At 43.4% G+C, this 14,349-nt stretch carries 11 protein-coding genes; 10 read left to right on the plus strand and 1 reads right to left on the minus strand.

The features are described 5' to 3' along the window. Positions 1 to 9: 9 nt before the first annotated feature. From murD to lpxC, 8 genes are all read left to right on the plus strand, one after another. Positions 10 to 1,332: a UDP-N-acetylmuramoyl-L-alanine--D-glutamate ligase gene (gene murD, locus H5123_RS18580; protein WP_182698917.1), complete on the plus strand. Its 1,323-nt coding sequence runs from the start codon at positions 10 to 12 to the stop codon at positions 1,330 to 1,332. Continuing rightward, positions 1,322 to 2,536: a cell division protein FtsW gene (gene ftsW, locus H5123_RS18585; RefSeq protein WP_124018376.1), complete on the plus strand. Its 1,215-nt coding sequence runs from the start codon at positions 1,322 to 1,324 to the stop codon at positions 2,534 to 2,536. Before murD ends, ftsW begins: the two co-directional genes overlap by 11 nt. Further along, a complete protein-coding gene (murG, locus tag H5123_RS18590) occupies positions 2,536 to 3,639 on the plus strand; it encodes an undecaprenyldiphospho-muramoylpentapeptide beta-N-acetylglucosaminyltransferase (RefSeq protein WP_182698918.1) in 1,104 nt (367 codons plus the stop codon). The genes ftsW and murG overlap by 1 nt, the downstream gene beginning before the upstream one ends. Position 3,640: 1 nt before the next feature. Then, positions 3,641 to 5,095 (plus strand): UDP-N-acetylmuramate--L-alanine ligase, encoded by a 1,455-nt coding sequence (gene murC / locus H5123_RS18595; protein WP_124018378.1) that lies wholly within the window; start codon positions 3,641 to 3,643, stop codon positions 5,093 to 5,095. 124 nt (positions 5,096 to 5,219) lie between these two features. Next, complete coding sequence (locus tag H5123_RS18600; protein ID WP_182698919.1) at positions 5,220 to 5,987, plus strand: cell division protein FtsQ/DivIB; 768 nt, start codon at positions 5,220 to 5,222, stop codon at positions 5,985 to 5,987. Further along, the gene (ftsA, locus tag H5123_RS18605) at positions 5,988 to 7,223 is read left to right on the plus strand and encodes a cell division protein FtsA (protein ID WP_124018380.1); all 1,236 of its coding nucleotides are present in this window, start codon (positions 5,988 to 5,990) and stop codon (positions 7,221 to 7,223) included. A gap of 26 nt (positions 7,224 to 7,249) precedes the next feature. Beyond that, positions 7,250 to 8,416: a cell division protein FtsZ gene (gene ftsZ, locus H5123_RS18610; protein WP_124018381.1), complete on the plus strand. Its 1,167-nt coding sequence runs from the start codon at positions 7,250 to 7,252 to the stop codon at positions 8,414 to 8,416. 209 nt (positions 8,417 to 8,625) lie between these two features. After that, positions 8,626 to 9,546 (plus strand): UDP-3-O-acyl-N-acetylglucosamine deacetylase, encoded by a 921-nt coding sequence (gene lpxC / locus H5123_RS18615; RefSeq protein WP_124018382.1) that lies wholly within the window; start codon positions 8,626 to 8,628, stop codon positions 9,544 to 9,546. Between the two features lie 4 nt (positions 9,547 to 9,550). On the opposite strand, the gene H5123_RS18620 is transcribed toward lpxC, so the two are convergent. Next, positions 9,551 to 10,003 (minus strand): DUF721 domain-containing protein, encoded by a 453-nt coding sequence (locus tag H5123_RS18620; protein ID WP_124018383.1) that lies wholly within the window; start codon positions 10,001 to 10,003, stop codon positions 9,551 to 9,553. A 27-nt stretch (positions 10,004 to 10,030) separates the two neighbouring features. Here H5123_RS18620 and H5123_RS18625 point away from each other — a divergent pair, with 27 nt between their 5' ends. Together H5123_RS18625 and secA are read left to right on the plus strand one after the other, a co-directional pair. Further along, positions 10,031 to 10,930 (plus strand): M23 family metallopeptidase, encoded by a 900-nt coding sequence (locus H5123_RS18625; protein ID WP_124018384.1) that lies wholly within the window; start codon positions 10,031 to 10,033, stop codon positions 10,928 to 10,930. A 58-nt stretch (positions 10,931 to 10,988) separates the two neighbouring features. Next, the gene (gene secA, locus H5123_RS18630) at positions 10,989 to 13,709 is read left to right on the plus strand and encodes a preprotein translocase subunit SecA (protein ID WP_182698920.1); all 2,721 of its coding nucleotides are present in this window, start codon (positions 10,989 to 10,991) and stop codon (positions 13,707 to 13,709) included. Positions 13,710 to 14,349: the final 640 nt, after the last annotated feature.

Consider the following 14,349-nt stretch of genomic DNA (forward strand, 5'->3'; position numbering starts at 1 on the left):
GTCAGTATTATGCAAACTCAATACACGCACATTGTTTTAGGCTTGGGGGCTACAGGGCTCTCGGTCGTGCGTTTTTTAGCGACTAAAGGCATCAAACCTTTAGTGATGGACAGTCGTCGTCATCCGCCTGGTGCAGATACCTTGGCGCAAGAGTTTGCCGATATTGAGTTATTAGCCGGTGGGTTTGATTGTCGTTATTTAGTTCAGGCTAGCCAAATTATCATTAGCCCAGGTGTGCCTGTTGATACGCCTGAAGTGCGTGCGGCATTAGACATGGGCATTGAAGTGATTGGTGATATTGAGTTATTTGCCCGAGAGATAGCGGATAGAAAACCGTGTGTTGTTGGTATCACTGGGTCAAATGGTAAATCTACAGTAACGACCTTAGTATATGACATGCTGCTAACGGCCGGTAAGTCGGTGGCTATTGGCGGCAATATTGGTACGCCAGCGCTGGATTTATTGCCTCAAAATGCTGATTTTTTTGTACTTGAACTGTCGAGTTTTCAACTTGAAACCACTGCTTCGTTACATTGTATTGCGGCTACATGCCTTAATATTAGCGAAGATCATATGGATCGCTATAGCGACCTAAACTCCTACCGCGAAGCAAAGTTACGTTTATATCCACAAAGCCGTTTTGTCATGTATAACCGCGATGATGAATTAACTTATCCAATTGAACCAATGAATCAAAATAATTTTGGTTTAGGCGTGCCTGAAGGTGATGCGTGGGGATTAAGTGATGGCAAGATTTTTCATGGTGATAGCGAAATTATGAATCTAAATGAAGTGACCTTAATTGGCAGTCATAATCACGCTAACTTATTAGCCGCAATGGCATTAGCGGATGCTTGCGGGGTTGGTAAAGAGTCCATGATTGAAGTGGCTAAAACCTTTGCTGGTTTAAGCCATCGTTGTGAGCTTGTCGGTGTGAAACAAGGTGTGACGTACATCAATGACTCCAAAGCGACTAATGTTGGCGCAACAGTTGCCGCACTGGAAGGGCTTAACTCGCATTTAGGCGATTTATACTTGATCGCTGGCGGCGATGGTAAAGGCAGCGATTTTCGTCCCCTTGCAGAACCGCTTTCCAATATTACTCAATTGATTACCTTGGGCCGAGATGGGCGCAAAATAGCCAAATTAAAATCAGGAGCTATTGAGGTCACATCGATGGCTGAGGCCGTTGCAAAAGCCGCTGAGTTAGCATCGTCTGGTGATATCGTATTATTGTCTCCGGCGTGTGCCAGTCTAGATATGTATAAGAATTTTATGGCTCGCGGTGATGATTTTAGAAAATGTGTGGAGTCATTAGCCGATGGCGAATAACGAGCAGCAACTGAGCTTGTTTAAACGGGGCCTTAATTGGACTTTACCCTCGTTATTATCAGGTGAACAAACACCTGATATGCCATTGTACGACCGTAGTTTTCTCGTCGCGATAGTCGGTTTGATGTGTTTTGGCTTTGTCATGGTGATGTCCGCGTCAATGCCTGAAGCAACTAAGCTGACAGGCGATCCATTTTATTTTATGTACCGCCATGTGCTCTATCTTGTTGGCTGTGTGGTGATTGCATTTGTGGTGCTTAAGTTCGAAGTCAGCTATTGGGAAAAAAATAGCGGCATGCTGATGCTTGGAGTACTGGTCTTATTGATCGCTGTGCTGTTTATTGGCACATCGGTAAATGGTGCGCGTCGATGGTTGTCTATTGGTCCCATTAGGATCCAAGTCGCCGAAATGGCCAAGTTTGTATTTATTGTTTACATGGCGGGTTACTTAGTTCGTCGTCATGGTGAATTGCGTGAAAACCGTAAAGGCTTTTACAAACCGATTGGCGTTTACGGTTTGTTCGCTGTGTTGATCCTATTACAGCCCGATTTGGGTACTGTGGTCGTGTTGTTCGTGTGTACTGTAAGCCTACTTTTTTTGGCTGGTGCTCGCATTACTGACTTTATGGTGTTGGTGTTACTAGGCGTAGCGACATTCGTATTGCTGGTGTTATTTGAGCCTTATCGTATGCGACGAGTGACTTCGTTTATGGATCCATGGGAAGATCCTTTCGGCAGTGGTTATCAGTTAACGCAATCGTTGATGGCTTACGGTCGGGGTGATTGGTTTGGTCAGGGGCTAGGTAACAGTATTCAGAAGCTTGCTTATTTACCAGAAGCGCATACTGACTTTATCTTTGCGGTGATCGGTGAAGAACTCGGGTTTATCGGTATTATTATGGTGTTATGCGCACTGTTTTTCATTGCTATTCGTGCGATTAGACTGGGTAATTTATGTTTGAAAATGCAACGTCCTTTTGAAAGTTATGTCGCTTATGGTGTAGGCATTTGGGTGTGTTTTCAGACAGTCGTTAATGTGGGAGCCAGTATTGGTATGTTACCAACCAAAGGTCTTACGCTGCCGTTTATTAGTTATGGTGGCAGTAGTTTGTGGATTATGACCGCTGCGGTGATGTTGCTCATTAGGATCGATCATGAACGTCGAGTTAGTTTGGTACAAGCTGTAAAAGGGAGAACAAGTTAATGAACAGTAATATTGGCCGTTCTCCTAAGATATTGATTATGGCTGGCGGTACGGGTGGGCATGTTTTCCCGGCACTAGCAGTAGCAAAGTACTTAGCTGACAAAGGTTGGCAAGTACGTTGGTTAGGTACAGCCGATCGTATGGAGGCTCGTCTCGTGCCACAGCATGGATTTGATATTGAATTTATCGATATTAAAGGTGTGCGGGGTAATGGGCTCATACGTAAGTTAGCGGCTCCGTTTAAAATTATACGTTCAATTATTCAAGCTAAAGCTGTGATTGATGACTTTCAGCCCGACGTCATTCTAGGGATGGGCGGGTTTGCCAGTGGCCCTGGTGGCGTGGCGGGTAAATTAGCTGGTATTCCGCTGGTGTTGCATGAGCAAAATGCCATTCCAGGATTAACCAACAAATTGCTGTCTAAGATTGCCAAAAAGGTTTTGTGTGCATTTCCTAATACCTTTGCCAGTGATGTGGCCAATGTTGAGGTGGTAGGCAATCCCATTCGCCAAGAGCTGATAGAGTTAGGCGAACACATTAAAACTCCACAAGCAGATGCGTTAAGGGTGCTAGTGGTGGGTGGCAGTTTAGGCGCAAAAGTATTGAATGACGTTATGCCAGCGGTGGTGGCTCATTTATGCAAATATCATTCACTGACAGTTTGGCACCAAGTGGGCAAAAACAACCAAGTAAGTGTCAAGGCTAACTACCAACAGCTTGGGCAGTCCGACAGTGTCAATGTTGCTGAATTTATTGATGATATGGAAGCCGCTTATCGTTGGGCTGATGTCGTAGTCTGTCGATCAGGTGCTCTTACTGTATCAGAACTGGCTGCTGTGGGCTTACCGAGTATTTTAGTGCCATATCCACATGCAGTGGATGATCACCAAACCGTAAATGCATCGGTACTTGTTGATGCTGGCGCAGGATTTTTATTACCACAAACCATTTTAAATGCAGATAATCTTGCGGAAAAGTTGCAGTTATTTGCTGAGAATAGACAAGAACTAGCCCAGATGGGGCTTAAAGCAAGAGGTGTAGCAGTATTAGATGCCACTGAACGAGTAGCAGATATTTGTGCCTCATTTGCGAGAAAGGGTTGAAATGACAAAGACAGAAAAATACGCACAGCTTCGTAGCATGATCCCTGAGATGAGACGGATCAAACGCATTCATTTTGTTGGCATTGGTGGTGCTGGCATGGGTGGGATTGCGGAAGTGCTAGTGAATGAAGGCTATCAAGTGAGCGGTTCGGATATTGCCATCAATAGTGTGACTGAACGTTTAGTCAGTTTGGGTGCGAAAATCATTATTGGCCATCAGGCCCAAAGTGTTGAGCAGGTTGATGTCGTCGTGGTTTCAACAGCGATTAACCAGCAAAATCCTGAGATTATCGCAGCCAAAGAATTACGTATTCCGATAGTACGTCGTGCAGAGATGCTAGCCGAGTTAATGCGCTATCGCCATGGTGTTGCCATTGCAGGTACTCACGGTAAAACCACCACTACCAGCTTAATTGCCAGTGTATATGGTCAAGCTGAACGCGACCCCACATTTGTCATCGGTGGCTTACTCAATAGTGCAGGTACCAATGCACGCTTAGGCACTAGTCGATACCTTATTGCTGAAGCAGACGAAAGTGATGCAAGCTTTTTACATTTGCAACCAATGGTGAGTGTGGTCACCAATATTGAAGCCGATCATATGGATACCTATGGTGGTGATTTTGAAAAGTTGAAAACCACCTTTATTGATTTTTTACATAACCTGCCGTTTTACGGTGTAGCCGTTATGTGCATTGATGATGAGGTTATTCGCGAAATCATGCCGCGTATTGGCCGACAAGTTGTGACCTATGGTTTTAGTGACGATGCCGATGTACAGGCGATTAATTTTTCTCAAAACGGCCATCAGTCAAGCTTTACGGTGAAACGTCACAATAAAGAGAATCTCGATATTGTGCTTAATTTGCCAGGCGAGCATAACGTACTTAATGCATTAGCTGCGATTGCTGTTGCCAGTGAAGACGACATTGATGATAGCGCTATTGTGCAAGCGCTTGCACAATTTGAAGGTATTGGTCGACGTTTTCAGCATTTAGGTGAATTTGAAACACCTAATGGCAATGTGATGCTAGTAGATGATTACGGTCATCATCCAAGTGAAGTATTAGCAACGATTAAAGCGGCTAGGGCTGGTTGGCCAGATAAGCGCCTAGTTATGGCATATCAGCCGCATCGATACAGCCGTACCCGTGATTTATATGAAGATTTTGTCGATGTGTTGTCGCAAGTAGATTGTTTATTATTATTAGATGTTTATGCCGCTGGTGAAGCGCCTATTCCCGGTGCGGACGGACGCGCTTTATGTCGCTCTATTCGCTTACGTGGCCAGATAGACCCTATTTTTATTGCCAGTCCAGATCAGCTTGCCGCGGTATTGCCTGATGTATTGCAACATGGTGATTTATTCATGACCCAAGGTGCAGGTAATATTGGTAGTTTATCGAAAGAATTAGCTCAGAATAATCTGGGTTGTAAAGTACTTGCTGAAGAGTAATAAAGCGATTGATTTTTCACCAATTATTGCGTGTAAAAATCGAGCTTTAAACCTTCTGAATTGGTCTATATAATGACCGATCTTTTGGGATTAACTCCGGAACAATATCAGAGGCGGATTTAAGGTGTCGTGGAGCGATAAAGGGCGGCAACTAAAACATAAACTGGCTCGTGTTAATTGGTATTTTTGCACTGGCGTACTGTTTTTATGCAGTGTACTTGGCACCGTAGTATGGGGTGGGGTGAAATTGCATGATCTGCTCAATGATGCAGATGCATTACCAATTGAAGCGGTTGCCATTAAAGGCGAGCGAATTTATACCACCGATGACGAGATAAAGAACGCCTTGCAATCATTAATGCAAAGTAGTTTTTTTAGTGCCGATGTTGCGGATGTTCAAAAAGCATTAGAAGCTTTGCCGTGGGTTTATCATGCATCTGTTAGGCGTGAATGGCCGGCAAAGTTTAAGATCACTTTACAAGAGCAGCAAGCTGTAGCGCATTGGAATGAAGTGTCTTGGCTCAATACTAATGGTGAGGTTTTTGATGCGTTAGCGCATGCAGAACATGATACGTTACCTAAGTTATATGGCCCTGAAGGGGCTGAAATGGAAGTCTTGACCAGCTATAAGCAGTTAGATGAGTTATTGACGATAAACCAGTTTAAGTTGGCCAGTTTACGCCTAAGTCCACGTCATGCTTGGCATGCAGTATTGGCTAATGGGATTCAAATTGAACTTGGTCGAGAAGATAAAATGGCAAGGATACAACGCTTTATAAATGTGTATCCTACTTTGAAGCAAAGTGATAAACCCGTTGCAACCGTTGATTTACGTTACGATACCGGGTTCGCCGTAGGTTGGGATGATTCAGAAAAAGAGAGTCGACAATAAATGACCAAAAATCAGGAAAGAAACCTCATCGTGGGGTTAGATATAGGGACATCCAAAGTCGCAGTGATCATTGGCGAAGTATTACCTGATGGTGAAATTAGTGTCATTGGTTTAGGTAATCATCCTTCTCGCGGTATGGACAAAGGCGGCGTAAATGACCTCGACTCTATCGTACGCAGCGTGCAGCGAGCGTTAGATCAAGCAGAGCTTATGGCAGATTGTCAGGTTGCCTCTGTGTATTTAAGCATTTCGGGTAAGCACATTGCTTGTCAAAATGAAAATGGCATGGTGTCGATTAACGACGAAGAAGTGACTCAGGAAGATGTTGACAACGTTATTCATACCGCGCGCTCGGTTAAGATCCCGACAGAACGTCGTATTTTACACGTATTGCCACAAGAATATTCTATCGATGTTCAAGACGGGATTAAGAGCCCAATTGGCATGTCGGGCATGCGTATGGAAGCGAAAGCGCATATCGTGACCTGTGCCAATGATATGGCCAAAAATATTACTAAGAGTGTTGAACGCTGTGGGCTAAAAGTTGACGATTTAGTGTTTTCTGGTATCGCCTCAGCAGATTCAGTGCTCACAAATGATGAGAAAGATTTAGGTGTGTGTATTGTTGATATTGGTGGTGGAACAACTGATATTGCTGTATATACCAACGGCGCATTACGGCATTGTGCGGTGATCCCAGTAGCGGGCAATCAAGTCACTAGTGACATCGCCAAGATATTCAGAACGCCCTTAACGCATGCAGAGCAAATTAAGGTGCAATTTGCCAGTGCCAGAAGTTCAACCGTCAGTCGTGAAGACAGTATTGAAGTACCATCAGTAGGTGGTAGACCTTCACGCAGCATGTCACGTCATACGCTGGCAGAAGTGGTAGAGCCAAGATACCAAGAATTGTTTGAGCTTGTGCTTAAGCAGTTACAAGATAGCGGATTAGAAGATCAAATTGCTGCAGGGATTGTACTTACCGGAGGAACGTCATCGATATCGGGTGCCGTTGAAATTGCAGAAGCAACCTTTGGTATGCCAGTTCGTGTTGCCTCTCCGCTACCAGTTAAAGGATTATACGAATATGTGGATCAACCAATCTATTCTACCGGAATAGGGTTGCTTCATTATGGCGCAAGGCGAGTTATCGAACGACAGTTCGAGCGACCTGAGCGACAAGGGGTTACCAGCTTTTTGAATCGGGTCAAAAGTTGGTTTAAAGGTGAATTTTAATAACGCAGACAAACGGAGATCAGACAATGTTTGAGATCATGGATACACATTCAGACGAAGCGGTGATTAAAGTCATCGGCGTCGGTGGCGGCGGCGGAAATGCTGTCGAACATATGGTAAAACACAGCATCGAAGGTGTTGAATTTATCGTCACAAATACAGATGCACAAGCACTACGTAAATCAAGTGCGGGTTCAACTATCCAGCTAGGGCGCGATGTTACTAAAGGCCTTGGTGCTGGCGCAAATCCTGATGTCGGTCGTCAAGCTGCTGAAGAAGATCGCGAGAACATTCGTGCAGCAATAAAAGGGTCTGACATGATCTTTATCGCTGCAGGCATGGGCGGTGGTACCGGTACCGGTGCTGCACCAGTCGTGGCTGAAATTGCGCGTGAAGAAGGTATTCTAACGGTTGCTGTTGTGACTAAGCCTTTTCCTTTTGAAGGGAAAAAGCGTATGGCATATGCAGAACTTGGTATTGCTGAATTAGCTAAACATGTGGATTCGTTAATTACGATCCCAAATGAAAAGTTATTAAAAGTATTGGGTCGTGGTACATCACTACTTGATGCCTTTGCTGCAGCTAACAACGTATTACTGGGTGCCGTTCAAGGTATTGCAGAGCTTATTACTCGCCCAGGTCTTATTAACGTCGATTTCGCCGATGTGAAAACAGTGATGTCTGAAATGGGTAATGCCATGATGGGTACTGGTGTTGCTCGTGGTGATGATCGCGCAGAAGAAGCTGCAGAAGCTGCTGTTGCCAGTCCATTACTAGAAGATATCGATTTAGCCGGTGCTCGTGGCGTGCTAGTTAACATTACTGCTGGTATGGATATCACTATTGAAGAGCTTGAAACAGTGGGTAACCATGTTAAAGCTTATGCATCTGATAACGCTACTGTTGTTGTTGGTGCTGTGATTGATCCTGAAATGAGTGATGAATTACGTGTAACTGTTGTTGCTACTGGTATTGGCGCTGAGAAAAAGCCAGACATTCAGCTAGTGTCTAAGCCTGTTGCTCGTCCAGAACCTGTTGCGATAGAACCTCGTCCTGAACCCGTTGATGAAGTTGTATCACAACAAAGCTATGCTGCGCCAAAAGGTAATGCTGTACCACAGCCTCAACCAGCGCAACGTACTGATGCTGATTATCTTGATATTCCAGCATTCTTACGTAAGCAAGCGGATTAATAGACGGATAAAACGCAATGTTTAGCGTGACTAATGAGCGTGATGTGCTGATAAAGGTTATTTTGTAAACAGGTTTACAATTTGCAACGTATTTGGCGTTTTTTTTGTGAAAAACTAAATTTATGGTAGCATGTTGTACCAGTTATGCATGATAGCCTGAGGCTATTATTGCAACTATTTGTTTAATATTGATATTTATGGGCTACTGAATGATTTTTCAAAGAACTGTTCAAAAGATGGTGAAGAGCACTGGTGTCGGATTACATTCTGGCAACAAGGTGACTCTGTGCATTAAGCCCGCACCAGTAAATTCAGGGATTGTACTCAAGCGTACCGATCTTAGCCCTGCTGTGTCTATTCCAGCCAAGGCAGATATGGTTCGTGAAACCACAATGTGTACTGCCCTTGTCAATGATGCTGGTATTCGAATATCAACTATTGAGCATTTGTTCGCAGCACTTGCTGGCTTAGGCATCGATAATGCTATTATCGAAGTCGATGCACCAGAAATCCCGATTATGGATGGCAGTGCAAGCCCTTTTGTGTTCTTACTGCAAAGCGCAGGTATTAAAGAACAAGCTGCAGCGAAAAAATATATAAAAATTACTAAGCCTATTCGTGTTGAAGATGGTGATAAATGGGCCGAGTTAAAACCTTTTAAAGGCTTTAGAGTTGATTTTAAAATTGACTTTGCTCACCCTGAAATTGCCCGCAGTCAACAACACATGGTGATGGATTTTTCGACATCAGCGTTTGTAAAAGACATTAGTCGTGCCAGAACATTTGGTTTTATGCGGGATATTGAATACCTACGTGCAAATAATCTTGCATTAGGTGGCAGCATGGAAAATGCCGTTGTACTTGACGAATATCGTGTATTAAACCCTGATGGTCTGCGTTATGAAGACGAATTCGTTAAGCATAAAATTCTTGATGCATTTGGTGACTTATATGTTGCTGGTCATGCAATTGTTGGTGAATTTTCGGCTTACAAAACGGGTCATGCGTTAAACAACCAACTTGTGCGTGCATTACTTGCTCAGCAAGAAGCATGGGAGTTAGTCAGCTTTGACAAAGAGGCTGATGTGCCTGTCAGCTTCATGGTTCCAGGTGCGTTGGCGCACGTTTAACCCGTTAAGATTGCCTATTACGGCTGGCTAATGCAGCCAGCCGTTTTAGTTTTTCACCTAGAGAACCATCGACATGTTCTGCTAATGCTTCAATATGCTGTGCTGCAGTGGTGCTGATCACATTTTGATTAGTTTGAGATTGTGGTTTTGCTAAGGCAAGCCCAGGATTGACTTTCACCTCAATAGCAGTAAGCATCGGAAGTGTGTCAGTTTGAAGCTGTTTTAATAGCTTCTGCTTTTGAAAGTTTATTCTAGCAGCCCATGCTGCGGATGTCGTTTCAATAACAAGAACACCCTGGCGGAGATTAGCGACTTTTAGCTGCTCAGCCACAGGGCCACTTAATGTCTGTTTTACATAACGATTCAGATTATTAAGTAGTTCTGCTTTCTCGGCCAGTTCAGGCAGTCTCCCAGACAAATGGACTAAATTGCTGAGATCTTGAGGGGGCTTTTTCATATGATAATAAGATGGCTGAATTAGGCTATGAGTGTAACAGTTTTTATCCAAGGTCGAAATGGTGTAACGCGCTGGCAACCAAGTAAGCGTTGGTTACTCCTACCTATTATTCTAATGGCCACCGGCACAGGAATATATCAATACAGCACTGAGCGTTTTGCTAACCAACAAGCGAAAGTTGATGAAAATAAGCAGCTACGCCAACAGCAAAAGCAACAAGTTGTAGAACTCAAAACTGCAACTGAAACCCAGCTAGCATCTTTAGTCACTCACGTGGCAAAACTGCAGGCCAAAATCACCCGACTTGAAGCCCTTGGGCAGCAAGTAGCGCAAAATAACCTCCTTGATGACCAATTTGATTTCTCTACAGAAGTCGGTATCGGCGGATTGAGCGAAATCGGCAATGGTGTCGAATTAAGTCAGCTTATCGATGAAATGAATAAGCTGGCATCTAGAATTGATAATAATAACGTTCAGCTATCCCTACTTGAAACAGTAGCATCTAATCTCCATATAGATGAAGAGCGTTATATATCAGGGCGGCCAATCGATAAAGGTTGGTTATCTTCGCCCTATGGTTTACGAAATGACCCTTTTAGCGGCCGACGAACAATGCATAAAGGCATTGATTTTGCCGGCAAAGAAGGGGCGGATGTTACAGCTACTGCTGCAGGCGTTGTAACATGGTCAGGAAGAATGCTTGGATATGGTGAGTTAGTCGAAATAGATCATGGTAATGGTCTTCGCACTCGCTATGGACATAATAAATCTCTGTCAGTAAACGTAGGTGACGTGGTTGCCAAAGGCGATAAAATTGCCAGTATGGGAAGCACAGGCCGTTCAACCGGCCCCCATGTGCATTACGAAGTGCTGCGTGGTAAACAACAAATAGATCCACAGAAATACGTTTACCGCAAAGCAAGTTAATAATATTAACGGTTAATGCGCTCAAATGAGCCAAACCTACAACAGATAAGTGATTAAGATGTTAGGCAAACTACTGACAAAAGTATTCGGAAGTCGCAACGACCGCACCCTGAAAAGTCTTGGAAAAATTGTTGTTCAAATTAATGCATTAGAAGCAGATTACGAAAAGCTTTCTGATGAAGAACTGAAAGCGAAAACGGCAGAGTTCCGTGCACGTTTAGAAAATGGCGAAACGTTAGATGACATCATGGCAGAAGCATTTGCTGTTGTTCGTGAAGCATCAAAGCGTGTGTTTGATATGCGCCATTTTGATGTGCAGTTACTTGGCGGCATGGTACTCGACAGTAATCGCATTGCTGAAATGCGAACCGGTGAAGGTAAAACACTTACGGCAACTTTGCCTGCTTACCTTAACGGCATAACGGGCAAAGGTGTTCACGTTATTACCGTGAACGATTACTTGGCAACCCGTGATGCTGAGAATAACCGTCCACTGTTTGAGTTTTTAGGATTAAGCGTCGGTATAAACATCGCGGGTTTAGGTTCATTCGAAAAGAAAGAAGCTTACAACGCAGATATTACCTACGGTACCAATAATGAATTCGGTTTCGACTATCTTCGCGACAACATGGCATTTTCGCCACAAGAGCGTGTTCAGCGACCATTGCACTATGCCCTTATTGATGAAGTCGATTCAATTTTAATTGATGAAGCGCGTACACCACTGATTATTTCCGGTGCCGCAGAAGACAGCTCTGAACTCTACGCTAAAATTAATTTATTGATCCCAAGCCTTATTGCTCAAGATAAAGAAGACACCGAAGATTATGTTGGCGAAGGTGACTACAGTATTGATGAAAAAGGCAAACAGGTCCATTTAACTGAACGTGGTCAAGAGAAAGTTGAACTGCTTTTAATTGAAAAAGGTATGTTAGCCGAAGGCGACTCGCTTTACTCTGCAACGAATATTTCGCTATTGCATCATGTTCATGCAGCACTTCGCGCACATACCTTGTTTGAAAAAGATGTCGATTATATTGTTCAAGATGATGAAGTCATCATTGTCGACGAACATACAGGCCGTACTATGCCTGGACGTCGCTGGTCTGAAGGCTTACATCAAGCAGTGGAAGCTAAAGAAGGCGCTAAAATCCAGAATGAAAACCAAACTCTGGCTTCTATCACTTTCCAAAACTATTTCAGACAGTATGAAAAACTTGCCGGTATGACCGGTACAGCTGACACTGAAGCATTTGAATTTCAGCATATATATGGCTTAGACACGGTTGTTGTTCCGACAAACCGTCCAATGGTCCGTAATGATATGGCCGATTTGGTCTATCTTACTGCGCCAGAGAAATATGCCGCGATTATTAAAGATATCGAAAGTTGCCGCGAACGTGGTCAACCAGTATTGGTGGGTACGGTATCTATTGAGCAATCAGAACTGCTTAATACGTTATTGAAAAAAGCCAAAATCCCTCATAGCGTGCTCAATGCTAAATTCCATGAAAAAGAAGCTGAGATCGTTGCTCAAGCGGGTAGTTTAGGTGCAGTAACAATTGCAACTAACATGGCTGGTCGTGGTACAGATATCGTATTAGGCGGTAACTGGAACATGGAGATTGAAGCACTAGATAATCCTACCGCAGAACAGAAAGCCAAGATTAAAGCCGATTGGAAGATTCGTCATGATGAAGTGGTTGCTGCAGGTGGTTTACACATCCTAGGGACAGAACGTCACGAATCTCGTCGTATCGATAATCAGTTACGAGGTCGTGCTGGTCGTCAAGGTGATGCGGGTTCTTCACGTTTCTATTTGTCGATGGAAGATAGCTTGATGCGTATATTCGCATCTGACCGTGTATCAGGCATGATGAAGAAGCTTGGCATGGAAGAAGGTGAAGCCATCGAACATCCATGGGTATCACGTGCTATTGAAAATGCGCAGCGTAAAGTAGAAGCGCGTAACTTTGATATTCGTAAGCAGCTACTTGAATATGATGATGTGGCTAATGATCAACGCCAAGTTGTCTATGCACAACGTAATGAGTTAATGGATGCTGAGAGTATCCAAGATACAATTCAGAATATTGAACAAGATGTGATCAGCGGAATCGTCGATCAATATATTCCACCGCAATCACTTGAAGAACTGTGGGATGTATCAGGACTTGAACAACGCCTTGGTAACGAGTTTGGTCTAAAGCTAACGATTCAAAAATGGTTAGATGAAGATGACAATCTGCATGAAGAGACGCTACGCGAACGGATCTTATCTTCATGGAGTGATTTATATAAAGCTAAAGAAGAAATGGTCGGTGCACAAGTATTACGTCAATTTGAAAAAGCGGTAATGCTACAAACGCTAGATGGCCTTTGGAAAGAACATTTAGCGGCTATGGATCATTTGCGCCAAGGTATTCATTTACGTGGCTATGCACAAAAAAATCCAAAGCAAGAATATAAGCGTGAATCGTTTGAGTTATTTCAACAACTGCTTGAAACACTAAAAAATGACGTGATAAGTGTATTGTCTAAAGTACAAGTCCAAGCACAATCAGATGTTGATGAAATGGAGCAACGTCGCCGTGATGAAGAAGCAAAGATTAAACTGGCTTATCAACACGCATCAGCAGAAGCATTAAGTGATACTGCAGAGCAGCAAGTCGAGGCTCCTAGAACAGTGATCCGTGAAGGCGAGAAAATAGGCCGTAACGATCCATGCCCATGTGGTTCAGGACAAAAGTACAAACAATGTCACGGTAAACTCAGTTAACTCTCGGTTCACTATTGATGTTAGATAAAAAAGGTAGCGATTATTCGCTACCTTTTTTTGTTTCTAGTTTCATAAAATACACTGCCAAATTAGCCTTCTGTGGATAACTTTGGGGGTAAATAGTGGGTATCATGTAGTTAAGTCGTCAAATGGAAAAAAGATCATAAAAAGATCATTTTTTTGCACAAAAGCGCTTGCACTAAATCTTAAGCTGCCTATAATGCGCATCCACTGACACGGCAGACAGCGAAAGCAAAAACCGGTTAGCGTTATGAGCAACCACCTAGTGGTGTTGATAACAGGCAAAAAGAAGTTTGAAAAAACACTTGACGCCATAAAGGGATTGCGTAGAATACGCAGCCCAAGCCAACGACCTAGCGTCTTACGGCGATGTCTGAAAAATCGACATCACGCTCTTTAACAATTTATCAAGTAATCTGTGTGGACATTCACAGGTATTGAGTTATTCGAAATTGTCTTCTGTTCTTTGGAATGTTGGCAATCAAAAAATTTACACTCAATGCAACGATGAATGTTCATAGTAATATGTACAAAGACTTATTTCGCTTCGGTGAGATAAGCAATCAGAATTCATTGAGCCGAATCGCAAGATTCAAAAAACTTTAATTGAAGAGTTTGA

Origin of the sequence: Shewanella sp. SR43-4 (genome assembly GCF_014163845.1) — a bacterium.
Lineage (GTDB): Bacteria > Pseudomonadota > Gammaproteobacteria > Enterobacterales > Shewanellaceae > Shewanella > Shewanella vesiculosa.